Annotated in this window: 14 protein-coding genes and 3 pseudogenes; 15 read left to right on the forward strand and 2 right to left on the reverse strand. The window is 62.1% G+C overall.

The features are described from left to right. The first annotated feature begins 59 nt into the window (after positions 1 to 59). Positions 60 to 1,172: an alkene reductase gene (locus AB4O12_RS08765; RefSeq protein WP_056786154.1), complete on the forward strand. Its 1,113-nt coding sequence runs from the start codon at positions 60 to 62 to the stop codon at positions 1,170 to 1,172. An 88-nt stretch (positions 1,173 to 1,260) separates the two neighbouring features. Continuing rightward, positions 1,261 to 1,737, forward strand: a complete 477-nt coding sequence (locus AB4O12_RS08770) for a helix-turn-helix domain-containing protein (protein ID WP_016774798.1) — start codon at positions 1,261 to 1,263, stop codon at positions 1,735 to 1,737. 245 nt (positions 1,738 to 1,982) lie between these two features. On the opposite strand, the pseudogene AB4O12_RS08775 reads toward AB4O12_RS08770, so the two are convergent. After that, a pseudogene (locus AB4O12_RS08775) lies at positions 1,983 to 7,180 on the reverse strand (trifunctional serine/threonine-protein kinase/ATP-binding protein/sensor histidine kinase). A gap of 313 nt (positions 7,181 to 7,493) precedes the next feature. On the opposite strand from AB4O12_RS08775, the gene AB4O12_RS08780 reads away from it, so the two are divergent. After that, the gene (locus tag AB4O12_RS08780) at positions 7,494 to 8,483 is read left to right on the forward strand and encodes a response regulator (RefSeq protein ID WP_236168777.1); all 990 of its coding nucleotides are present in this window, start codon (positions 7,494 to 7,496) and stop codon (positions 8,481 to 8,483) included. Further along, positions 8,480 to 8,881 carry a response regulator transcription factor gene (locus AB4O12_RS08785; protein WP_236168776.1) on the forward strand — a complete coding sequence of 134 codons (402 nt, stop codon included), beginning with the start codon at positions 8,480 to 8,482 and terminating at the stop codon, positions 8,879 to 8,881. Before AB4O12_RS08780 ends, AB4O12_RS08785 begins: the two co-directional genes overlap by 4 nt. A 5-nt stretch (positions 8,882 to 8,886) precedes the next feature. Here AB4O12_RS08785 and AB4O12_RS08790 read toward each other — a convergent pair whose 3' ends face one another. Beyond that, positions 8,887 to 9,489: a TetR/AcrR family transcriptional regulator gene (locus AB4O12_RS08790; protein ID WP_460061439.1), complete on the reverse strand. Its 603-nt coding sequence runs from the start codon at positions 9,487 to 9,489 to the stop codon at positions 8,887 to 8,889. Between the two features lie 138 nt (positions 9,490 to 9,627). Here AB4O12_RS08790 and AB4O12_RS08795 point away from each other — a divergent pair, with 138 nt between their 5' ends. The 11 genes and pseudogenes from AB4O12_RS08795 (at position 9,628) to AB4O12_RS08845 (ending at position 23,868) form a co-directional block, all read left to right on the forward strand. After that, on the forward strand, positions 9,628 to 10,416 hold the full coding sequence (locus AB4O12_RS08795) for an SDR family NAD(P)-dependent oxidoreductase (protein ID WP_056786160.1): 789 nt from the start codon (positions 9,628 to 9,630) through the stop codon (positions 10,414 to 10,416). 56 nt (positions 10,417 to 10,472) lie between these two features. Continuing rightward, entirely contained in the window at positions 10,473 to 11,489 is a 1,017-nt protein-coding gene (locus tag AB4O12_RS08800; RefSeq protein WP_460061443.1) for an NADP-dependent oxidoreductase, read from the forward strand. A 675-nt stretch (positions 11,490 to 12,164) separates the two neighbouring features. Next, positions 12,165 to 14,570 (forward strand): glucose/quinate/shikimate family membrane-bound PQQ-dependent dehydrogenase, encoded by a 2,406-nt coding sequence (locus AB4O12_RS08805; protein ID WP_460061445.1) that lies wholly within the window; start codon positions 12,165 to 12,167, stop codon positions 14,568 to 14,570. A gap of 97 nt (positions 14,571 to 14,667) precedes the next feature. Next, a complete protein-coding gene (locus AB4O12_RS08810; RefSeq protein ID WP_460061448.1) occupies positions 14,668 to 15,966 on the forward strand; it encodes a carbohydrate porin in 1,299 nt (432 codons plus the stop codon). A 382-nt stretch (positions 15,967 to 16,348) separates the two neighbouring features. Beyond that, positions 16,349 to 17,854, forward strand: coding sequence for a glycine betaine/L-proline transporter ProP (gene proP, locus AB4O12_RS08815; RefSeq protein ID WP_460061450.1), 1,506 nt, complete (start codon positions 16,349 to 16,351; stop codon positions 17,852 to 17,854). A gap of 165 nt (positions 17,855 to 18,019) precedes the next feature. Further along, positions 18,020 to 19,722 (forward strand): annotated as a pseudogene (locus AB4O12_RS08820) (amidase). 200 nt (positions 19,723 to 19,922) lie between these two features. Next, complete coding sequence (locus AB4O12_RS08825) at positions 19,923 to 21,218, forward strand: OprD family porin (protein WP_460061453.1); 1,296 nt, start codon at positions 19,923 to 19,925, stop codon at positions 21,216 to 21,218. 226 nt (positions 21,219 to 21,444) lie between these two features. Then, entirely contained in the window at positions 21,445 to 22,098 is a 654-nt protein-coding gene (locus AB4O12_RS08830; protein ID WP_056786867.1) for a hypothetical protein, read from the forward strand. Further along, positions 22,095 to 22,610, forward strand: coding sequence for a hypothetical protein (locus tag AB4O12_RS08835; RefSeq protein ID WP_375122215.1), 516 nt, complete (start codon positions 22,095 to 22,097; stop codon positions 22,608 to 22,610). Before AB4O12_RS08830 ends, AB4O12_RS08835 begins: the two co-directional genes overlap by 4 nt. A gap of 8 nt (positions 22,611 to 22,618) precedes the next feature. Continuing rightward, positions 22,619 to 23,128, forward strand: coding sequence for a hypothetical protein (locus AB4O12_RS08840; RefSeq protein ID WP_016774812.1), 510 nt, complete (start codon positions 22,619 to 22,621; stop codon positions 23,126 to 23,128). Between the two features lie 379 nt (positions 23,129 to 23,507). Continuing rightward, positions 23,508 to 23,868: pseudogene (locus AB4O12_RS08845) on the forward strand (DUF6124 family protein). The last annotated feature ends 66 nt before the right edge of the window (positions 23,869 to 23,934 follow it).

Here is a 23,934-nt window from a genome sequence, read left to right on the forward strand (position 1 = left end):
CAGCGCGCGGCACTTGGCTGCCGCGCTTGAACCCTAGTCATCGACATCCGGAGCTACCCATGACCCGTCGCCTGTTCCAACCGATCGCCCTTGGCCCTTACACCCTTGCCCACCGCGTAGCGATGGCGCCCCTGACGCGCTCGCGCGCCGGCCAACCGGGCGACGTGCCGACTGCAATGAACGCCGAGTACTACCGCCAACGCGCCAGTGCTGCGCTGATCATCACCGAGGCCACGCAGATCTCCCAACAGGGCCAGGGCTATGCGTGGACGCCGGGGATCTACACCGATGCGCAAGTCCAGGCGTGGCGCGAAGTCAGCACGGCGGTGCACGCAGCGAACGGTCTGATCTTCATGCAGCTGTGGCACGTCGGCCGGGTCTCGCACCCCAGCTTTCAGCCGGACGCCGGCTTGCCGGTGGCGCCAAGTGCCCTGCCAGTGCCGGGCAAGACCTTTATCGTCGATGAACAAGGCAACGGCGTGTGGGGTGATGTGCCGGTACCGCGCGCCCTCGAAACTGCGGAAATCGCCGACATCGTCGAAGACTACCGCCGCGCTGCGCGTAACGCGTTGAACGCCGGCATGGACGGCGTGGAGATCCATGCCGGCAACGGTTATCTGCTCGACCAGTTCCTCAACAGCAACAGCAACCAGCGCGACGACGCCTACGGCGGTAGCGTGGAAAACCGTGCGCGGTTTCTGCTCGAAGTGGTCGCCGCCGTCGCTGATGAAGTCGGTGCCGAGCGCGTCGGCGTGCGTCTGACGCCAATGGGCCGCTTCATGGGCATGGGCGATGACACGCCTGAAGCGACCTTCGGTTATCTGGTCGAGGCGCTCAACCAGTGGAATCTGGCCTACCTGCACCTGGTCGAGCCGGCCATGGTCGGCACGGTCAAGGACGAAAACTTCGACCCGCGCTGGGACGCGATCATCGCCCAGTTGCGCCAGACCTGGAACGGCGTGCTGATCCTCGCTGGCGGTTACGACGCCGAGTCCGCTGAACAGGCGCTGAACGCCGATCGCGCCGACATCATTGCCTTTGGCCGGCCATTTTTGGCCAACCCGGATCTACCGCGTCGGTTGCACGATGGCCTTGAGCTGAACACACCGGATCCGAGCAGTTTCTTCGGCGGCGATCAGCGTGGTTATGTCGATTATCCGTTTCACGCCTGAGGCTTGGGCTTCATAACTTTTAAGGTTTGTTTAAGGACTTTAAATAAAGCCTGCGGCCAGACTTTGCCCATCGATCAGGAGAGCCGCCATGAACCCGCAATCGGTGAAGTCAGACCCTTCCTGCCACCTGGCGCGCCCACTGGGCGCACTGTCCGGCTGGCAGGAACGCCGCGCCAAGGCCTACATGCTGCACGATCTGAGCCGCAGCCTGCGCGTCAGCGAGATTGCCGAACATTGCAATCTTTCACGCAGCCACTTTTCCCGGGCGTTCAAGATCGTCACCGGCTGCTCACCTCAGGAATGGATGCTGAAGATGAAGATCGACAAAGCCAAAGGGCTGTTGCTGACCTCGATGGCGATTACCGAGATTGTTTATGAATGCGGATTTTCCGATCACTCGCACTTCACCCGCACGTTCGGGCGCATGGTGGGGATGCCGCCGAAGGTCTGGCGCCAACTGATGTGCGGAGCGCGGGTGGCGCTGGTGGATGCGGATGTCTGGCGGCTCAGCGATGGGTTGCTGAATTCGACGATGGGCCAGCGCTTGACGGAACTGCGGCCCTGAGTCGGATTTCAAAGGGTTTTGTTCACTCCTCCCTTTTGGCCGCGATTTTTCGCGGCTTTTTTTTTGCGGTAGAGCGCTGGTGGTCGGCGTTGGTACGGCGGTGAACTCCCCCCTCACCCCAGCCCTCTCCCCGAGGAGAGGGAGCTGATTTGGTGTTTTTCCAGTCCTGAGTTCAACTCGGACTTTCACGTCGGCGTATCTCCCCCAAACACCCCGGTCAGTCCCCTCTCCCCTCCGGGAGAGGGTTAGGGTGAGGGGCTTTTGATCCTGGCGTCCGGCGCAAGCGGCAGCCTGAAACAGATCCGCGCGCCCTCTTCGCTGTCTTCCACGCGCAACGTCCCGCCATGGGCGCCTATCACCGTTCGGCAAATCGCCAGGCCCATGCCCATGCCGCTGCCCTTGGTGGTGAAGAACGCATCGAAAATTTCTTCACGCTGATGCTCGGCGATCCCCGGCCCATTGTCTTGAAAAGCCACGCAGACCTGCCCATCGGACAGCGTCGACTCAATCACCAGGCGCCCGTCAGTCACGCCCTGCCCAGCCATCGCTTCCAGCGCGTTGACGATCAGGTTGTAGATCACCTGCTGGATCTGCACCCGATCCCCCAGCACCGGGTCAGCAGCGTTGAGTTGCGTGTGCAAGCTCACCCCGCGATTGTGCACATCGCTGGCCGTCAGTTGCACGACCTCACCGATCAACGCGTCAATCGACACCGGCAATCGTTGCAACGGCGCCTGCCCGGCCAATGCGCGCAAGGCCTGGACGATCTCGGTGGCACGGGCGCTGTCGGAGCGGATGTCTTCCAGTCCCTGAATAGCCTCGTCGAGATCAGGCGTGTCGCGCTTGAGCCAGCGCAGACTGGCCGAGGCGTTCGATGAAATGCCCAGCAGCGGCTGGCTGATTTCGTGGGCGATCGAGGCCGACAGTTCGCCCATCATTTTCAGGTGCGAGTTGCGCGCCAGTTCCGCCCGCGAGCTGCGCAAGTCGGCTTCCATCTGCGCGCGCAAGCGGTTGTCTTCGACCAGTTGCGCGTAGAGCCGTGCGGTCTGCAGCGACACCGCTGCCTGCGAGGCGAGGATTTCCAGCATGGTCAGGCGTTCGGCGCTGAACAGCTTCGGTACCAGGCTGTTTTCCAGATACACCAGACCGATCAGCGCGCCCTGCTTGAGCAACGGCAGGCACATCAGCGAGCGCGTCTGCCGCTCGCGCAAGTCGGCGCTGTAAGCTTGCGGGCAGTCGGCGCGGGCATCGTCGAGCACCAGCGGCGTGCGCGTGCGCATGGTCGAATTGAGTACTGAAACCGGCGCGATCTGCTCCAGCGAGCGATCGTTGTCCTGACTGACCCGCACGTTGCCCGCCTCGACATGCGCGGCAGCGGCCAATTGCAACTCACCCTCGGCGACCAACAGCAGCGCGCCGCGGTCGGCACCGGCCTGAATCATCAAGTGATTCATCAAGGTCTCCACCAGCCGATCGAGCAACACCTCTTGCGAGACCGCGCGTGCCGCTTCAATGCCGACTTCCAGATCAAGGCGCACCCGCGTCACCGGCGTTCCCGCTTGAAGGGTATGCTCGTGGGCGAGAAACGGATGCTGCGCTTCGAGCTGGCGCGCCTTGGCTTCAGCGCCCCACAGCACATAGCAGTCGCGCGCAACACGCAGGTGATGATGCGTGCCGGAGACCAGGCCGTTGGCCAGGCAGACCTCGGCCAGTTGTTCATGTGCCAGTGCTTGCTCATGGATAAATCCGGCAGCGGCCGCCGCGATTTGCGCTTGGTCGAAGCAGCGAATGGCGGCCAGCCCTTCGCCGCGCACGCGGGCCATCGCGCCTTCGATCAGCAGCAGTTTGTTGCTGAAGGTTGAAGGATTGAGCTCGACCCATGGCAGAAAACGCTGCCGTTGCTGCTCCAGCTTCTGCAGTTTTTCGGCAACAGAGCCCGGCGCCTCGGGACTGGCCAGTGCCAGGCTGTAGAACAGGTAGTAATGCGCCAGATCAATGTGCGCCGGCAGCGACCAGGTCAACGCCTCGGCGTCTTCGAAACGGCGCAACGCGTAACGCACTTCACCGAAATAGAACGCCGACATGCCCGAATACAACCACATCCACAACAGCGTCGGCTGTGAAACGCGGTCGCGATGCAGCGGGCCAAAACGGTCATGTTCCAAAGCATCCAGCATTGCGATCGAACGAGGCTCAGGCCCATTGCGCAAATCGCTGGCGAACGCCTGTTGCGCCAGCAGAATGCGCTCGATGTCGATGTAGTGAAACTGCCGCACCCAACTCAGGCCGACGTCCAGCTCGTTCAACACGTTTGGCAGCGGCTCGCCCATGAACAGCAGATCGGAGCCGATGTGGTTGCAGGCGTAACACGACATGCCCAGATCGCCGCCGGCCTGACCGCACTCAAACGCGGCGAAAGCCTTCTGCCGCGCGTAAGCCATCGGCCGGGTCCACGCGCTGACCTGATCCAGCGCCACCAGCGTGCCGGTGCGCCCCGCCTCATAGCCGTGCAGATCAGTCAGATCGAGCGCCAGTTCGGCGAAAGCAACACCGTCCAGATATTCGCCATAACGGTCGGCGATCATCACGCCGTACCAGGCGAAACCGTAGCCGCTGCTCGGCGTGGTGCCATGGAGCAAAGTCAGTTCGACCATCTTCGCCAGGTGCAGAAAAGCAATGTCGTCCTGCACGAAGAACGAGGCGATCAGCGTGCTCAGCAGTTCCATGGCCACTTCGATTCGCGGCTCGATGGCTTTGGGCAACGCCGTCAACTCAGCGATCCGTCGCGCACCGACCAATTGCCGAACCCGTTCGAACGCTTCGCCCAGTTGCGCCTTCGATGGGTGTCGCTGCAGGTCGATGTCGAGCAACGCAAGACCGGCCAGCGCTTCGCCGATCGCGCCGTGGTAATCGGAATGCAAGGTGCGCAGGCTGGCGCGCAGGCGGTAGGTTTTCGCCCGGTCCAGCACGGTGGCAGCGTGTTCCAGACAGTCGTCGAGACGCTGTTGCGCGCCGGGCAGATCCGCCAGCAACATCGCGCAGTCGGCTGCCAGCCAGCGCGCCGCGAAGGCTTGCGGGTAGAGCTGCGTCCAGCCGTTGTCGCCGAGTAACACCTCGGCGCTGCGCAGATAATCCACGGCCTGCTCGACAGCGGCGCTATCGCGGGCGCGCTCGGCAGCTTCGAGCAATAACTGGATGAATTCAGCGCGTCGAGGCGCTTGCAGCGCATTGCCGGCGCTGCGCTGAATCTGACTGGCGATGTCGAAGACCCGCGCCTGCCGCTGCTCGCCGCATTGATCGAGCATGGCGGCAGCGATGCGCGCATGCTCAGCCGAGCGCCCGGCCGGTGCGGTCAGCGCAGCGGCGGCTTCCAACACCCGATCGTGGGGAAACACCAGTTGGCCAGGCTCGCGCAGGAGAAATCCGGCGCTGACCAGATAATCCACGTCACGCAGCAATTGCGCCGGATCGTCCCCCAGCAAATCGCCCAACAGCGTTTCGTCACAGCGGCCACCAACGTAACCCGCGGTGCGCAACACTTCACGGGCACTGACCGGCAGACGCTGCAAGCGTTGCACCATCAATTCGGCCACGTTGTCGGCGTAGCGATAGCCGTTCACTTCGGCCTGATTCCACACCCAGCGCCGCGTCGTCGCGTCGAAACGCAGCAGACGCTCGTCCACCAGCGCGCGCGCCACCTGGCTGACGAACAACGGATTGCCGGCGGTTTTGAAGTGCACGACGCGGGCCAGCGCCTCGAGGTTGTCGACGTCAGCATCGAGTTCGACCGCCATCAGTTGCGCAACGGCCTGCACCGACAGCGGCCCTAGTCGAAGGTCACTGACTGGCAGCGCGGGTGCTCTGCGCATCTCATCGAGCCAGCCGCCCGGATGCTCCGTCAACTCGCCCTCGCGATACGCCAGAACCAGCAGCAGATGCCGCGTCGGTCGGCCGATAAAGGCTTTGAGAAACGCCTGCGTCGAGTCGTCAGCCCACTGCAAGTCGTCGATAAACAGCAGCAGCGGATGCCCCGGTTGCGCAAAGACTTCGAGCACATCGAGCAGCGCCCGATTGACCCGATTCAGGGCGTGGCGCGCCGGCATGTTCGGCAGTTCGGCGGTGGCGCCAATCAGCAGTTCGGCTTCCGGCGCCAGGTCCAGCAGCAAGCGGCCACGGCCCTTTAGGGTTTCGCGCAGTTGCTCGGCCAAGGCCTGCAAGGCCAGCGTGGGCTTGGTCAACACTTGGCTGATCAGAGACTGAAAAATCTGCGCCACCGGCGCGAAGGGCCGGTCATTGTTCAGCAGTTCGATCTTGCCGCTGGCCCAATAACCGGGTGCCTGGCTACGCAGGACTTGCTGGATCAGCGTCGACTTCCCCGCTCCCGGTGCGCCGGCAACCAGCAGCACGCGAGCGATGCCGTCGCTGCGCACGCGCTGGATCTGTTCAAGCAGTTGCTGACGTTCGTCATCACGACCAAACAGCACATCGCCGCGCGTGGCCGTTGCGCGAGCATCGAATGCACCGAGGCGGAACGCTTCGATCTGGCCTTTTTCTGCCATTGCCGCAGGCACCAGGTCAGATCGGCGGCCAGCGATTCGATGCTTTGATAGCGCGCGTCCGGCTCCTTGGCCAGGCCCTTGAGCAGCACGTGACAAATGCCTTGCGGCAGGTCGGGTTGGTATTGCGCTGGCGACAAAGGCTCGACGGCGGCGTGCACATGCAGCCATTGCGAGGCGTCGCGAGCGATCAGCGGCGGGCGCCCGGTCAGCGCCTCATAAATGATTGCCGACAGCGCATAGACGTCGCTGCGCTCATCGGAATCGACGCCGTCGCGCTGCAGCTGTTCCGGCGCCAGATAAGGCCAGTGTTCCAAGCTCGGCAGTTCGGTCGCCGGCGTTTCCTGCGCGTGGGTGTGAAAGCCCATCAGCCTGACGCTGTCGTCAGCATCGACCAGCAGATGCCAAGGCAATAAAGAACCCTGTGGGAGCGAGCCTGCTCGCGAAAGCGGTGGGTCAGTCAAGGGTGATGTCGGCTGGAATGACGCTTTCGCGAGCAGGCTCGCTCCCACAGGGTTTTGCGGTGTTTCCGGATGGCGAGAGTGGACCAGCGCATTCGCGGCGGCGACGGCGATATTCAGCACCCGTCCGAGTGGTAAGCCGGCGGCGTCGATCAGTCCAGCCAGCGGCGCGCCCCATTGCGGGTAGACCAACACCGGCCCGTCCGCCGAGCGAATCAGCGCGAGCGGGTTGAGCGCCCACTGCGAAGGCAACTGCAAATGGAAATCGCGCTCCAGCCGCTGGCACAGCGCCGGACGCTGGATCGGCGCACGCACAGCGAACCAGCTCTGGCCCGAGTGGCTGTCTTCGAGGCTGAACCAGGTCAGTTCATGGTCACGGCGCAGCAGACTGAACCGACAGCTCTCCAGCCATGCTTCATCGAGCATCGGCGCATCGGCCACGCGGGAAATTGCAGAGGAGGATGGCTGGCCGGGCATACGCATTCACCGCTGGAAATGGGATTCAGGCTGGTGGCGAAGTATACCCAGCGTTTTTTTGCCAGAGGGCCAGCCGCTGCGCTGATGTCCGTCCGCAGCCTCAAGATGGCCGTCCAGAGCCTTGCGCGGCTGTTTCTTGCGCTATACAAGCGCACGTCTTATCCCTCGGGATAATTGCTTTATGCCAGGCCGTCCCCTAGCGTACGAACCTGATAACCCGGCGCCCGCGCCCTCTCCTTCTCACCGCAACGCAGAGGCCCGCATGATCCGACTCGGCCAAGCCACGATTTCTTTGGAACGGCGCGAAGCCTTTCTCGATGGCCGGCCCTTGCGCATGGGCGGGCGGGCGTTCGAAATACTTTCCGTACTGATGCAGGCCGATGGGCGCATCGTCAGCAAGGACGAGCTGATCAATCAGGTGTGGCCGGACATCGTCGTCGAAGAGAACAATCTGCAAGTGCAGATTTCCTCGCTGCGCAAACTGCTCGGGGAAAAAGAAATCATCCAGACGGTTGCCCGTCGAGGTTACCGATTATTGAAAGACCGCGAACCCAAACTGCCCGTGTTCAACGCGCTGGCCTCGGCGCCGATGGTGGCGCAGCCGCCGTTGGTCGATACGCAATCGGTGCCGGTGTTCATCGTTGACGATGAGGCCTGCGTGCGTACCGCGCTCAGCCGCTTGTTGCGCGCCGAAGGCATCGAGCACCGGATTTTCCAGTCCGCCGAAGAACTGCTAGAGGGCGACATCGCCAATGGCCCGGCGTGCCTGTTGCTCGACGTCAGCCTGCCCGAAACCACAGGCCTGCAATTGCAGGCGGCGCTGAACGAGCGCGGCTTGCCGTGGCCGGTGATCTTCATGACCGGCCACGGCACGATTCCGATGTCGGTGCAGGCGATGAAGGCCGGCGCGGTGGAGTTCCTGACCAAGCCATTCAATGACGATGAACTGCTCGGCATTCTGCGCAGCACCCGTCAACACGCCGCGACGGCGTTCAATCAATGGCAACGGGTTCAGCACGTGCGGCAGCTGGCGGCGCAACTGACACCGCGTGAGCGCGAGGTGCTGCCACTGATCGTTGGCGGTCTGTCGAACAAGCAGATCGCCAACCAATTGGGCACCAGTGAAGTGACCGCCAAGGTTCATCGCAAACACATCATGGCGAAGATGCAGACCCGCTCGCTGGTCAACCTCGTCGAACTCTACGGACTGATCAGCGCTGCGCCTTCGCCTGGCCCATCGAGCCTGTCGTGAGCGCCCCGGCGGGTCGCCCGACGGCGATCGAGAACACCCGACCGACGATTGTCTGCATCGTCGATGACGACGCGTCGGTGCGCAAAAGCCTGTCGAATCTGCTGCGCTCGGTCGGTTATCGCGCGCAGGTTTATGCCAGTGGCGAAGCGTTTCTCGCCGAAGCAGACTTCGCCGAAATCGCCTGCCTGCTGCTGGATCTGCGCATGCCCGGCCTGTCCGGCATCGACGTGATGCGCCAACTGCCGCGACAGTTTCCGGTGATCTGCATGTCCGCCCATTGGGACGAGGCGGCGCTGGCTGAGTCCGGGCATTACCAGGCGTTTGAATGCCTGTGCAAACCCTTCGAAGAAGAGGTTTTGCTGGCGGCACTCGACAAGGCCCTGCACCGCCAGCACTGATCGCTTCAGCTGTCCTGCGTGGCTTCTTGCGCAGTTTCGATCGCGGGCAGCGACTCAGTCATCGAAGCGTGACACACCGTCAGAATCTCATCGGCCAGCGCCGAGTCATCCGGGCAGGCCCGCGACAGCATGATCGCCCCGACCGCGCGGGCCAGCAGGTCGATCATCCGGGTTCGGCCCTCACCTTGCGGTGCATCCGCTGCCTTCGGGTATTTCTCGCCGAGCGTCTGTAACGTGCGCTCGATGCCTTCAGCGAACGCCGCTTTCACGTCCCCGGACTGTCGCGCCGCATCGCCGCACAGCGCCGCCATGGTGCAACCGGTGGAACGGCCCTCGCGATGGTCGCGCGACACGTACACGTCGATGAAATCCTGCACGCTCATGCTTTCGGCGGCGGCCGTGGACTGCGCCAGGCTATTGGCCGAGGCTTCGGCCATCAGGTCGGCCTTAGAGCCGAAGTGTTTGTAGAAACCGCCGTGAGTAAAACCGGCGGCCGCCATCAGGTCAGCCACGCCGACCCCGTCATAACCGCGTTCGCGGAACATCACTGATGCCGTTTCGACAATGTGCTCGCGATTGGCCTGAGCCTGAGCTTTGGATACGCGCATGTTGAATCCTCCAGCGCTGAAAAATCATGGCTCGATGATACATAGATGTTGGCCATAATCAAAACCGTTGACATCTTAGATTTCGGTCATCATCCTAAAAGCCCGAAATCAGTCTTCACCTGAAAAAGAGCCAACACCATGACTACTCGCCCTGCTGTTCTGATCACTGGCGCCTCCACCGGCATAGGCGCCGTCTACGCCGCACGTTTCGCCCAGCGCGGGCACGATCTGCTGCTGGTCGCCCGTGACCAGGCGCGCCTGGACACCCTCGCCGCCGGTTTGCGCGCTGAGCACAACGTCAATGTCGAAGTGCTACAGGCCGACCTGACGCAACTGAGCGACCTGCAAACCGTCGAGGCGCGTCTGCGTGACGACTCGCGCATCGGTATCCTCGTCAACAATGCCGGCGCCGCGCAGTCCGGTACCTTCATCGAGCAGAGCACCGACAGCGTGGCGCAACTGGTCGCGCTCAACACCACCGCGTTGGTGCGTTTGGCCAGTGCGATCGCCCCGCGTCTGGCCAAGGCCGGCGACGGCGCGATCATCAACATCGGCTCGGTGGTGGGCCTGGCGCCGGAGTTCGGCATGTCGGTGTATGGCGCGACCAAGGCGTTCGTGCTGTTCCTCTCTCAAGGCCTGAGCCTGGAACTGTCGCCACAAGGCGTGTATGTGCAAGCGGTCCTGCCCGCCGCCACCCGCACGGAAATCTGGGACCGCGCCGGTATCGACATCAACACCCTCACCGACATCATGGAAGTCGGCGACATGGTCGATGCCGCGCTGGTCGGCTTCGACCGTCGCGAAGTCGTGACCATCCCGCCGCTGCACGAGGGCGAGCGCTGGGATGCCCTGCAAACCGCGCGGCAGGGCCTGTTGGGGCAGATCCGCCAGTCGGCTGTTGCGCAACGTTATCTGACTCAGGCCTGACCTCATTCAAACCCGCCGCCTATGCCGGCGGGTTTCTACCGACAAGAGCATCCGCAATGAAGGCATTTTTCATCGAGCGCTACGGCAAGCAGAACGGCCGGATTGGCGACCTGCCCGAACCGCTGGTTGGCGCTCACGACGTGCTGATCCAAGTGCGCGCGAGTAGCGTCAACCCGCTGGATCTGAAGATTCGCAGCGGCGAATTCAAGATGATCCTGCCCTATCAAATGCCTTTGATATTGGGCAACGATGTCGCCGGTGTGGTGCTCAGCACCGGTGCGGCGGTCAAGCGTTTCAAGCCGGGCGATGAGGTTTATGCGCGTGCGCCTGATAACAGGATTGGCACGTTTGCCGAACGCATCGCTGTCGATGAAACAGCGGTCGCGTTAAAACCCGCCAATCTCGCCATGACCGAGGCGGCTTGCATGCCGCTGGTGGCGTTGACGGCGTGGCAGGCACTGGTCGAAGTCGCCAACGTGCAAAAAGGCCAGAAGGTACTGATTCACGCCGGCTCCGGTGGCGTTGGCACGGTTGCCATCCAACTGGCCAAACACCTCGGCGCTTTTGTTGCGACTACGACCAGCACGGCGAATGTTGCGTGGGTCAAAGCGCTGGGCGCCGATGTGGTGATTGATTACAAACAGCAGGATTTCGCCATTGAGCTGCGCGACTACGACGTGGTGCTCAACAGCCTCGGCGGCGATGTGCTGGAAAAATCGTTGAGGGTGTTGAAACCGGGCGGGCAACTGATTTCCCTGTCAGGGCCGCCGACTGCGCAGTTCGCTCAGGAGCAGGGTTTGTCGTGGCTGCTCGGGGTGCTGATGCGCCTGCTCAGCAGTGGTATTCGCCGTAAAGCACGCAAACACGGGGTGGGTTATTCGTTTCTGTTCATGCGTGCCGACGGCATCCAGTTGCAGAAAATCACTGCGTTGATTGAGGCCGGGGTGATCAAACCGGTGATCGATCGTACTTTTCCGTTCGATCAGATAGCTGACGCCTTGCACTACGTAGAAAAAGGCCGGGCAAAGGGCAAGGTTGCCATCGCGGCCAACCTCAAAAGCCCCTCACCCTAGCCCTCTCCCAGAGGGGAGAGGGAACTGACCGAGCTGAATGCGCGAGTTACACCGACCTGAAATACCGAGGCGAACACAGGTCTCAAAAAGCCCACGAATCGGCTCCCTCTCCCAGAGGGAGAGAGGACTGACCGAGTTGAATGCGCGAGTTACACCGACCTGAGATACCGAGGCGAACACAGGTCTCAAAAAGCCCACGAATCGGCTCCCCTCTCCCAGAGGGAGAGAGGACTGACCGAGTTGAATGCGCGAGTTACACCGACCTGAGATACCGAGGCGAACACAGGTCTCAAAAAGCCCACGAATCGGCTCCCTCTCCCAGAGGGAGAGAGGACTGACCGAGTTGAATGCGCGAGTTACACCGACCTGAGATACCGAGGCGAACACAGGTCTCAAAAAGCCCACAAATCGGCTCCCTCTCCTCGGGGAGAGGGCTGGGCGGGCGGCGTTCCGATGAGGGGTGAATCCAGCGCGGTATCCAAGCATGTGCATTGCAATACCACGCTCAATCCGCCCCTCCTGCTGAAACCTCGAGAAACCCCTCTCAACTTGCGTTTTGCTCAACCTGCACCACGCTTGATTCACAGAAGTGCACGGTTTCATGGCAAAACTGCGGTTAACTGAATGGTTAGTTACCGCTATAATCCCGCGCTTCATTCAAACGGGACTTTCAATGTGAACCACAGTCAACGCGTCTCAGGCGTTTCAACGTTCATTCTGGTCGGCCTTGGCGTGATCATCGCCCTGCTCGGTCTGGCGCTCGCGGCCGGCGGTGTGAAGCTGGTCAGCCTGGGCGGTTCCTGGTACTTCCTGGTCGGCGGTCTGGCGATGACCGTTTCCGGCGTGCTGATCGCACTGAAGAAAACCGCAGGCGCCTGGCTGTTCGCCGCGTTTCTCGTGGCCACCGCGATCTGGGCCGTGGCTGACGCCGGGCTGGTGTTCTGGCCGGTGTTCTCGCGGCTGTTCATGTTCAGCGCCATCGGCATGGTCGTCGCGCTGGTCTACCCGCTGCTGGCGCGCGCCAATGGCCGCGTGGCCGGTCGTGGCGCGTATGCCGTGGCCGCTGTGCTGGCGGTCGGTGTGGCCGTTGCGGCGGGCAACATGTTCGTCGCCCACCCAACCGTTGCCGCCACTGGTACTGGCCCGGGCCTGACTCCGGTCGAGCCGGCCAAGGCGCAGAAAGACTGGGCGCACTACGGCAACACCGAAGGTGGCAGCCGCTTCGCCGCGCTCGACCAGATCAACCGCAACAACGTCGACAAGTTGAAAGTCGCGTGGACCTACCACACCGGGGACGTCGCCGAGAGCGATGGCAACGGCGCCGAAGACCAGCTCACCCCGCTGCAGGTCGGCAACAAAGTATTCATCTGCACCCCACACAACAACCTGATCGCCCTCGATGCCGACACCGGCAAAGAGCTGTGGAAGAACGCGATCAACGCGCAATCGAAAGTCTGGCAGCGCTGCCGTGGCATGGCCTATTTCGACGCCACCGCGACCATCGCTCAGCCGAGCAACTCTTCGATCATCGAAGCCAAACCGGCGCCGGCTGCCAACTGCCAGCGTCGTCTGCTGACCAATACCATCGATGCTCGCCTGGTCGCGGTCGATGCTGACACTGGCGAGTTCTGCCAGGGTTTCGGCAACAACGGCCAAGTCGATCTGAAGGCCGGTCTGGGTGATGTTCCGGACAGCTACTATCAGTTGTCGTCCGCGCCATTGATGGCTGGCACCACCGTAGTGGTTGGCGGTCGTGTTGCCGACAACGTGCAGAGCGACATGCCGGGCGGTGTGATTCGTGGTTTTGACGTGATCACCGGCGCCATGCGCTGGGCGTTCGACCCGGGCAACCCGCAGGACCGCAACGCACCGGCCGACGGCAAAACCTACGTGCGCAGCACACCGAACAGCTGGGCACCGATGTCCTACGACGCGGCGACCAACACGGTGTTCCTGCCGATGGGCAGCTCGTCCACCGACATCTATGGTGTCGAGCGCAGCGAACTGGACCACAAGTACGGCGCCTCGATCCTCGCGCTGGACGCCAGCACCGGTGAAGAACGCTGGGTGTTCCAGACCGTGCACAACGATCTGTGGGACTTCGACCTGCCGATGCAGCCGAGCCTGATCGACTTCGACAAGGACGGCCAAAGCGTTCCGGCGCTGGTCATCGGCACCAAGGCCGGGCAGATCTATGTGCTCGACCGCGCCACGGGCAAGCCGCTGACCGAAGTCAAGGAAGTACCGGTGAAAGCCGCGAACATCCCTAACGAGCCGTACTCGCCGACTCAGCCGAAATCCGTGGGCATGCCGCAGATCGGCGCGCAGCACCTGACCGAATCGGACATGTGGGGCGCCACGCCGTACGACCAGTTGCTCTGCCGCATCGACTTCAAGAGCATGCGCTACGACGGCCTGTACACCGCGCCGGGTACCGACAAATCGCTGAGCTTCCCGGGTTCGCTGGGTGGCATGAACTGGGGCAGCATCTCCACTGACCCGGTGCACGGTTTCATCTTCGTCAACGACATGCGCCTGGGTCTGTGGATCCAGATGATCCCGTCGCAGAACAAAGGCCAGGCCGCTGGCGGTGGCGAAGCGCTGAACACCGGCATGGGCGCTGTTCCGCTCAAAGGCACGCCGTACGCGGTGAACAAGAACCGCTTCCTGTCGGTGGCCGGCATTCCGTGCCGGGCGCCGCCGTTCGGCACCTTGACCGCGATCGACATGAAGACCCAGAAAGTCGCGTGGCAGGTTCCGGTCGGCACCGTTGAAGACACCGGTCCCCTGGGCATCCGCATGCACCTGCCGATCAAGATCGGTCTCCCCACCCTCGGCGGCACCCTGTCGACCCAGGGAGGCCTGATCTTCATTGCCGGCACCCAGGACTTCTACCTGCGCGCCTTCAACAGCGGCAACGGCGAAGAAGTCTGGAAAGCCCGTCTGCCGGTCGGCAGTCAGGGCGGCCCGATGACGTACGTTTCGCCGAAGACCGGCAAGCAGTACATCGTCGTCACCGCTGGCGGCGCACGCCAGTCGACCGATCGTGGCGATTACGTGATGGCTTACGCCCTGCCGTAACTCGCTGCCGCACAACCAACCTCCCCCAAGCGCGCGGTGCCCCAAAGCACCGCGTCGCCGTTTTATTGCGTTAAAGATTTCAGCAGGAAGGATTCACATGTCATCGGCTGTTCGCTTTTCTCGTACCAAGCTTTCCACTGGCCTGTTGCTGGGTCTGAGCTGCACCACTGCCCTACCCGCGCTGGCCGCCAGCGACTCCGATCTGCTGACCCGCAGCACCCTGACCGGTGACTGGGGCGGCTTGCGTCATCAACTCGATGAAGACGGCATCAAGTTCACTGGCGATTACAGCGGCGAAACCGCTTACAACGCCGACGGCGGCCTGCACCGTTCGGCGCGCTCCTCGCAGAACATCAAGCTCGGCGTGCAGTTTGATCTGAGCAAACTCTACGGCGTCGACAACGCCGGCAAAGTGCAACTGACCATCAACGACCGGCGCGGCAACAGCGCGTCGGAAGATCTGGTCGGCAACCGCTTGCCGATTCAGGAAAACTACGGCGGCCTGTACACGCGCCTGACTGAACTGAGTTACGAGCGCAGCCTGTTCACCCCGGCGCTGAATGTGAAGCTCGGTTACATGGCCATGGGTAACGACCTCGGCGGCCTCGACAGCGGCATTCTGTGCAACTTCATGAACGCCGGTTTCTGCGGTCACCCGCTGAACATGTCCGGCGGCAGCGGCTGGACCAACTACCCCAACGCGCGTCTGGGCGTGCGGGTCAAATACGACCTGTCGCCGTCCTGGCAACTGCGTGTGGCGGCGTTCAACGTCGACCCCGAGAGCAACGGCAATTCCAGCCGCGCCTGGCATCTGGGGCCGAAGCACACCACCGGCACCGTCGTGCCGATCGAGTTGGTGTACAAGCACGCCGGCGAGCTACCGGGTGAATACAAGCTCGGCTATTACTACGACAGCTCTGACGTCAAACGCATTGGCAGCGACGATGAAGTCTCCGGTCGCGGTGGGCATTATCTGCTGATCGATCAGGCGGTTTGGCGCTCGTCGACTTCCGAGGGCCGCAGCCTGCATGCCTTCGGTCAATACTCGGCGGCCAGCGAAGCGGCCTCGCCGTTCAGCAAGTGGTACGGCACCGGCGTGGTTTTGTACAAACCGTTCGAAGGCCGCCCGCGAGACACCGTGGCCCTGGGCTATGGCCGCGCCGTGCCGAACCCGCGCAGCCGCGATTTGCAACAGGATGCCGCGCTGGCCAATGGTGCTGCGTTTCCGAACCTCGATAGCGCCGAGCAGTTGATCGAGTTGGGCTACGGCTACCAGGCCACCCCATGGCTGACGCTGCGCCCGAACCTGCAATACATCATCGAACCGGGCGCGTTTTCCGGGCAGGACATCGACAATGCGTTGGTGGTGGGTTTGCAGGTGAAGGCTGCGCTATAAGTCCCTGCGAAACACAAAACCACTGTGGGAGCGAGCCTGCTCGCGAAAGCGCCGGGTCAGGCGACTGCGATGTTGAATGTGTCGCCGCCTTCGCGAGCAGGCTCGCTCCCACAGGGGATTTGTGTTGGATCAGGGAATTGTGATTCGCCGCGCGAAACTGTAGGAGTGAGCCTGCTCGCGATGGCATTGGTTCAGACAACCGCTATCTTGAATGCTCCAACCAAGCCCTTCAGAGCACCGACCACCAGCCCCACCTGTCGAAATTAATTCCAGCCCATCGGTGAATTATTTCGTGTCCGCATGTATCTGAGCCAGAAGAGCCGGCGCCATCATGGAGATGGCATCGCAGCGGTAATCTGGATCAGCGAGCGGGAACAGCGCAATGAAATCACGCAAGAACACCGTCAAACCGATCGGTTTGAAAGACATCACCATTGTCGACGACGCCAAGATGCGCAAGGCGATTACCGCCGCCGCACTGGGCAACGCCATGGAATGGTTCGACTTTGGCGTCTACGGCTTTGTCGCCTATGTGCTCGGCAAGGTCTTCTTCCCCGGCGCCGATCCCGGCGTGCAAATGATCGCCGCGCTGGCGACCTTCTCCGTGCCCTTCCTCATCCGTCCGCTTGGCGGTTTGTTCTTCGGTGCGCTCGGCGACAAATACGGACGACAGAAAGTCCTCGCCGCGACCATCGTCATCATGTCCCTGAGCACCTTCGCCATCGGCCTGATTCCGTCCTATGCCTCGATCGGCATCTGGGCGCCGATCCTGCTGTTGCTGGCGAAAATGGCGCAGGGTTTCTCGGTCGGTGGCGAATACACCGGCGCCTCGATCTTCGTTGCTGAATACGCGCCGGACCGCAAACGCGGCTTCCTCGGCAGCTGGCTGGACTTCGGCTCGATCGCCGGTTTCGTTTTCGGCGCCGGCGTGGTGGTGCTGATTTCGACCATCCTCGGTGAACAGCGCTTCGAAGAATGGGGCTGGCGGATTCCGTTCTTCCTCGCCCTGCCGCTGGGCATGATCGGCCTGTATCTGCGCCACGCCCTGGAAGAAACCCCGGCGTTCCAGCAGCACGTGGAAAAACTCGAACAAGGCGACCGCGAAGGCCTCGCCGGTGGCCCGAAAGTGTCGTTCAAGGAAGTCGCGACCAAACACTGGCGCAGCCTGATGACCTGCATCGGCGTAGTGGCGGCGACCAACGTCACCTATTACATGCTGCTCACCTACATGCCGAGTTACCTGACGCACAACCTGCACTACAGCGAAAACCACGGTGTACTGATCATCATCGCGATCATGGTCGGCATGCTCTTCGTGCAGCCGCTGATCGGTTTCATCAGCGACAAGATCGGCCGCAAGCCCTTCATTGTCGTCGGCAGCATTGGCCTGTTCATCTTCGCCATTCCGGCGTTCATGCTGATCAACAGCGGCAGCATCGCGCTGATCTTCTCCGGCCTGCTGATCCTCGCGGTGCTGCTCAATTTCTTTATCGGTGTGATGGCCTCGACCCTGCCGGCGATGTTCCCCACCCACATCCGCTACAGCGCGCTGGCCAGTGCCTTCAACGTTTCGGTGCTGATCGCCGGTTTGACCCCGACTGCCGTGGCCTGGCTGGTGGAAAGCACCAACGATCTGTACATGCCTGCGTATTACCTGATGGTCATCGCCGTGGTCGGTCTGGTCACTGGCGTGACCATGAAGGAAACCGCCAACAAAACCCTGCGCGGCGCGGCCCCGGCGGCTTCCGACCTCGAAGAGGCCAAGGAACTGTTGCAGGAACACCACGACAACATCGAGCAGAAAATCGAAGACATCGATGCCGAGATCGCCGAGTTGGAGGCCAAGCGCAAAGTGCTGGTCCAGCAGCATCCGCGCATCAATGAATGATCCGCTGGACGCAGAAAAAATCGGCGGGGCCGTCACCCCGCCGATTACTCGAAGCGCGGCTTGGTGTTAAATAGGCGCCAGTCTTGACCTTGTCGCTTAAAGCCGTGCAACGAGAACCGCTATGAATACCCCTGCCCCAAACAACCACGCTCAACAGGTGACCCAATGATCGAAGTCACCGAAGTCTCCATCGCCCAACTGCGCGCCGCCCTCGAATCCGGCCAGACCACTGCCGTGGAGCTGGTGCAGGCCTATCTGGCACGCATTGATGCCTACGATGGCGCCGACACTTCGACGGCACTCAACGCCGTCGTCGTGCGCAACCCTGAAGCGCTGAACGAAGCCCGCGCCTCCGACGCCCGCCGCGCCAACGGTGAAACCCTCGGCCCGCTCGATGGCATCCCCTACACCGCCAAAGACAGTTATCTGGTCAAGGGCCTGACCGCCGCTTCCGGCAGCCCGGCATTTGCCGATCTGGTCGCCCATCGCGACGCCTTCACCATCGAACGCCTGCGCGCTGCCGGGGCGATCTGCCCGGGCAAGACCAACATGCCGCCGATGGCCAATGGCGGCATGCAACGCGGCGTCTATGGCCGCGCCGAAAGCCCGTACAACGCCGCTTACCTCACCGCCCCGTTCGCCTCCGGCTCGTCCAACGGTGCCGGCACCGCCACCGCTGCGAGTTTTGCTGCGTTCGGTCTGGCCGAGGAAACCTGGTCGAGCGGACGCGGCCCTGCGTCGAACAACGGCCTGTGCGCCTACACCCCGTCGCGCGGGGTGATTTCGGTGCGCGGCAACTGGCCGTTGACCCCGACCATGGACGTCGTCGTGCCGTTCGCGCGGACCATGGCCGACCTGCTCGAAGTGCTCGACGTGGTCGTCGCCGAAGACCCGGACACCCGTGGCGACCTCTGGCGCCTGCAACCGTGGGTGCCGATCCCGCGCGTCAGCGAAGTACGCCCGGCTGCCTACAGCGAACTGGCCGCCGATGCCAAGGCCCTGGCCGGCAAACGCTTCGCCATCCCGCGCATGTACATCAACGCCGACCCCGACGCCGGCACCAGCGAAGCCCCCGGCATAGGCGGCCCGACCGGCCAGCGCATCAACACCCGCGCGTCCGTGATTGATTTGTGGAAGCAGGCGCGCCAAGCCCTCGAGGCCGCTGGCGCCGAAGTCGTCGAAACCGACTTTCCGCTGGTCTCCAACTGCGAAGGCGACCGCCCGGCGCGCCAACCGTGTTCACCCGTGGGCTGGTGTCGAAAGAGTTTCTACATCATGAACTGTGGGATCTGACCGCGTGGGCGTTCGACGACTTCCTGCAAGCAAACGGCGACCCGAAGCTTAATCGTCTGGTTGACGTCGACGGGCCGAAGATCTTCCCGCACGACCCCGGCACCCTGCCCAACCGGGAAGGTGATCTGGCCGCCGGCATGGACGAATACGTGCGCATGGCCGAGCGCGGCATCACGCCGTGGAATGAAATCCCTACCGTGCCCGATGGCTTGCGCGCTCTGGAGCGAACCCGACGCATCGACCTCGAAGACTGGATGGACAACCTCGGCCTCGACGCCGTGCTGTTCCCGACCGTCGCTGACGTCGGCCCGGCCGATGCGGATGTCAATCCTGCTTCGGCCGACATCGCCTGGAGCAACGGCGTCTGGGTGGCCAACGGCAACCTCGCGATCCGCCACCTCGGCGTCCCGACCGTCACCGTGCCCATGGGCGTGATGGCCGACATCGGTATGCCGGTCGGCCTGACCTTCGCCGGTCGCGCGTACGACGACTCGAACCTGCTGCGCTTCGCCGCCGCTTTCGAATCCACCGGCAGCAAACGCCAGATCCCACCGCGCACACCGCCGCTGGCTTAATGCACTGTGTCAGCTCCCACAAACCCTGTGGGAGCTGGCTTGCCAGCGATGGCGGCCTGACGGCCGCCACAGTTCTAATTGACTACCCCCGACTCCCACAGGTTTTGTGGTTAAAGCTGCCAACTCAGCACATCAACCCAATCCTCTTTGTTCCCAATCTTCGATCATCAGCGCCATTCGAATCACCACCGGCCCTGACCATGATCAACCGCGCGCCCTCCCGCCTCACCCTGCTTGCCATGCTCTGCGGTCTGACCGGCACCGCCCATGCCAGCGGCTTTTTCGACGACGCCAAAAGCGATGTCCTGCTGCGCAACTTCTACCTCAGCAACGACTACCGCTCGCCCACGCCCTCCGGAAAAAACTACAAACAGGAATGGGCACAGGGCTTTATCGGCAACTTCTCATCCGGTTTCACCGAGGGCACAGTCGGTTTCGGCATCGACGCCCACGCTTTCGCCGGCCTGAAACTCGACGGCGGCAAGGGCCACTCCGGTACTGGTCTGCTACCGGTCGACAGCGATGGTCGCAGTGAACACGACTATTCCAGCGCTGGCGGTGCGTTCAAGCTCAAGGTCTCGCGCACCACTTTGGCCTTCGGCGAAATGACCGTGGAAACCCCGGTCTTCGACACTTCCGACAAACGCCTGCAACCGGAATACGCCACAGGCTTTTTGCTCAACAGCGCCGAGTTCGACAACGTCAATCTGGTCGCCGGGCACTTCACCGCGTTCAAGAATCAGGACAGCTCTTCCGGCCAAGGCGACTTCTACGGTTACGGCGCTAACACCGAAGCAGGCGGCATCAGTTTCGTCGGCGCCGACCTGTTCGGCAGCAGCCCGGTCGGCGGCGCACTCTACGCCTCAGAACTGAGCGACACCTGGCACCAGTACTACGGCAACCTGCACTTCAAACAGTCCGGCGTGCTGCTCGACGCCAACCTCTACCACACCCGCGACACCGGCCGCGCAGTGGCCGGCGAGATCGATAACACCGCCCTTAGCCTCTCCGGCAAATACAGCTTCGGCCCGCATGCGGTGATGCTCGGCTGGCAGCGGATCAATGGCGACACGCCGTTCGATTTCGTCGGCGGCGACTCGATCTACCTCGCCAACTCGATCAAATACGCCGACTTCAACGGCGCCAACGAACGCTCCTGGCAAGCCCGCTACGACCTCGACCTCGGCGCTTTCGGCATCCCCGGCCTGAACTTCATGACCCGCTACGTCAGCGGCAGCCACATCGACGGAACGCACGCGCCGAGGGGCGGCGCCTACAACCCGTTCGACGCCGACAGCGGCGACTATCAACCGCAACAAGGCAGCGGCGGCAAACACTGGGAACGCGATATCGACCTGAAGTATGTAGTGCAGTCCGGCACCGCGAAGGATCTGTCGGTGCAACTATCCCACGTCACCCACCGCGCCAACGAAGCACAGGCTGGCGATGATATTGACCGGATTTACGTGGTCGTTCAGTACCCGCTGGGTTTTTGAGGTAACACGATCAACCCGCCCACAGGTTCCTGCGTCGGCCACAAACCATGAGTTTGCTCCTTGAGATCAAAATCAAATGATTTCAGCGTACCGCAGCGCCTACAGTAGCTAGCCAAGTGCCATCACCTCGTTTATTCTGCGCCCCCGCATAAAAAGCCAAGCCAGGAAGGCATTGATTGACCTTCCTGTTTGTAGTCAATCAACGCAAGCAGATTCAGGGATGTACATGTTTCAGCTATTCAAACTCGGAGCGGCCGTCGTGCTCGCCGCGACGCTCAGCGGCTGCATTACCGAAAGCGCTTCCTGGGTCAGCGAACCCTTGCAACCCAAGGCAAGCGAGCCAGTCAGTTATCTCGTTGGCTCAATCGGGCCGCAATCACTCAAGCAATCAGCCGCTGACAACCAGCGAATCTTTTTCCGCAAACGCGGTTCCGAATACGGTGCGGCCGGCGTCTGGAAAATGGCCGGCGCTTACTCCACGCCGCAGGATGTTCAGGACGGTGTCGGCGCAGCGAGCGTATTCGTGCTTCCCCTGAAGCCGGGCGATTACGAGTTCTATGATTTCCAGTTCTTTTCCGCACGTTATCAACCTGGGCTAGGCACTGTTTTCACCTCGAGAGAGGCGCGGGAGAAATTCAACCTGCCGATGCGCCTGGAACCCGGCAAGGCCTATTACATCGGCGAGTTCCGTTCGTTCTGCCTGACCGCCGGTTTCTGCGCGTTCCGCTGGAGTGATCAGAACGCCCGCGATGCGCTGATTGCGCAACGTCTGGCGCCAGGATTGCCAACGCTGCAACCGCTGAAACTCGACCTGAACAGTGCTCAGCCCTACATCTTCACCGGCCCCATTCCGGGTATTGCCGTGGACGCCAAACCATGAAAAAAATCATCGCCCTCACTGCCGCCGCTCTGTTGACCGGTTGCGCGGCGACCAACACCTTGCCCGAGCGCACGCTTACGGACGGTCAGGATTATCTGCAGCCGATTCACGTTATGGTCGATGACCCGGAAAACGGCTCCAGCCTGCGCAACCACCTGCGTCAGACCGGTGTGTTCCGCACCATCGAAACCGGCAGCGGTAAAGCTGACGAGTACAACGTGCAGGTCAAACTTAATGTGGAACGTCACCTGCCGCCGTTTCCGGTGATTCTGCTGAGCACCGCGACGTTGTTCTTGCTGCCGCTGTCGAACGAATTCGACACGCAAACCGAATTCACCGTGTTCCAGGGTGACAAGCGACTGAAGCAATACACCTATCGCAACATCACTCAAAAATATACGTGGCTACTGGATCAGGGCGGCGAGATGCGCGAACAGAACCTCGGCCGCATCGCCCGCGCCTTCGCGCAGGATGTGCAGCAAGACCGGCTGATCCCGGCAGTCACGCAATGAACCGCGCGATGATAAAAGTCGCCGGCCTGCTCTGTGCCTCACTGATGCTGGGCGGCTGCGCCAACACCTTGCAACCGCTCGATTACCATGCCGATCAGGCCTACGTGCCGGTCACGCTCGGCATGGGGCCGGCGTATACGCGCATCGACGAGCAGCATCAGCGCGAAACCGTCAGCGTCCTGAAAAAGACCGGCGCGTTCTCGATGCTCGACGGCGGTTACACCCGCAACGGCTACAGCCTGTTGATCACCGAACCCAGCGACGGCAAGGTCAACTGGCTGGCGCTGGTCAACGTCTTCACCCTGTTCACCTTCCCGATGCCCTACCACTACCAGGACAACCTGCGCGGCTCGGTCTTCAAGGATGGCCAACTGCTCAAAACCTACAACTACTCCCGCGAAGGCTGGAGCGTGATGACGTGGTATGTGCCGATTCCCGGGGTCGAGAACAAACGGCAGATGCTCGACCAGTTGTTGGTGGAAATGGACCGGGACAAGGTGATTCCGTATCAACCATAAGGTTGGGTGATGGGGGCTGGTGCGGTGGACTGCGGCGCAATTCTTTGATTTAAACGAAGCTGTTTAAAAGACACCTGCGGATACGGTCTCAAGGCTACAAATCCTTGCGCCATTGCCTACAGCCAAGCCAGAATCCGCCGGCTTGTGCGCCTTGGGGGCGGGTTCTATTGTGGTGCGGTCGCTGACTGTTCAGTGATCGGGTTTAGCAGCCCGGCAAATTTTCAAGGCACGCTGGCTCCGCCTATCTTTTTATGGCGGCTTGCGTGGGGCACTTCGGTGCGCCGGGATCCTTGAGCCTGGTCTGCTAACCCGCGTAAAGCCGCCACCCTCTTCGTTTAGCAGCGAAGGCTGACGGCTCCATTTCTCAAGGAGCTTTACCATGATCAAACCAACACCCAACCCACCCGAATCCGACCCCACCTCCCCCTATGAATCCCTCGACTCAAAAAAAACTCCACGAAGCCGCCGACCGCGCCCTCGACCACTACCTCTGCCCTCCCGGCTCAACCCCACCACCCTTCAGCCCCCGCGCCATGTACGCCGTCACCGCCGACACCAAAAACGAAGACTTGCTGGCCAATGCCTGCGAAACCCTCGCCTCCGCCAAAACCATCGCCCAGGAATTCGCCGGACTGGTCAAGCCATCGCAGCGCCGGACGCTGATGGGCATCGCGCAGTTGATCATGCTCGGGGAATTGGCAGTGAATCGGGTGCTGGATAATCTGGAGTTGCCACAGTAGCGCCTCCTGCGACGATCGTTCCCGCGCGCAGCATAGGAATGCCTCAACGAACGCCCCGCGTTCGGG

The organism is Pseudomonas sp. S2_A05, from assembly GCF_054668485.1.

Bases quoted from the DNA above. Each gene is read 5' to 3' on its own strand.
- AB4O12_RS08825 (WP_460061453.1), top strand. From the start codon at position 19,923: ATGATCAACCGCGCGCCCTCCCGCCTCACCCTGCTTGCCATGCTCTGC.
- proP (WP_460061450.1), top strand. From the start codon at position 16,349: ATGAAATCACGCAAGAACACCGTCAAACCGATCGGTTTGAAAGACATC.
- AB4O12_RS08810 (WP_460061448.1), top strand. From the start codon at position 14,668: ATGTCATCGGCTGTTCGCTTTTCTCGTACCAAGCTTTCCACTGGCCTG.
- AB4O12_RS08765 (WP_056786154.1), top strand. From the start codon at position 60: ATGACCCGTCGCCTGTTCCAACCGATCGCCCTTGGCCCTTACACCCTT.
- AB4O12_RS08830 (WP_056786867.1), top strand. From the start codon at position 21,445: ATGTTTCAGCTATTCAAACTCGGAGCGGCCGTCGTGCTCGCCGCGACG.
- AB4O12_RS08770 (WP_016774798.1), top strand. From the start codon at position 1,261: ATGAACCCGCAATCGGTGAAGTCAGACCCTTCCTGCCACCTGGCGCGC.
- AB4O12_RS08780 (WP_236168777.1), top strand. From the start codon at position 7,494: ATGATCCGACTCGGCCAAGCCACGATTTCTTTGGAACGGCGCGAAGCC.
- AB4O12_RS08835 (WP_375122215.1), top strand. From the start codon at position 22,095: ATGAAAAAAATCATCGCCCTCACTGCCGCCGCTCTGTTGACCGGTTGC.
- AB4O12_RS08795 (WP_056786160.1), top strand. From the start codon at position 9,628: ATGACTACTCGCCCTGCTGTTCTGATCACTGGCGCCTCCACCGGCATA.
- AB4O12_RS08800 (WP_460061443.1), top strand. From the start codon at position 10,473: ATGAAGGCATTTTTCATCGAGCGCTACGGCAAGCAGAACGGCCGGATT.
- AB4O12_RS08790 (WP_460061439.1), bottom strand. From the start codon at position 9,489: ATGCGCGTATCCAAAGCTCAGGCTCAGGCCAATCGCGAGCACATTGTC.
- AB4O12_RS08840 (WP_016774812.1), top strand. From the start codon at position 22,619: ATGATAAAAGTCGCCGGCCTGCTCTGTGCCTCACTGATGCTGGGCGGC.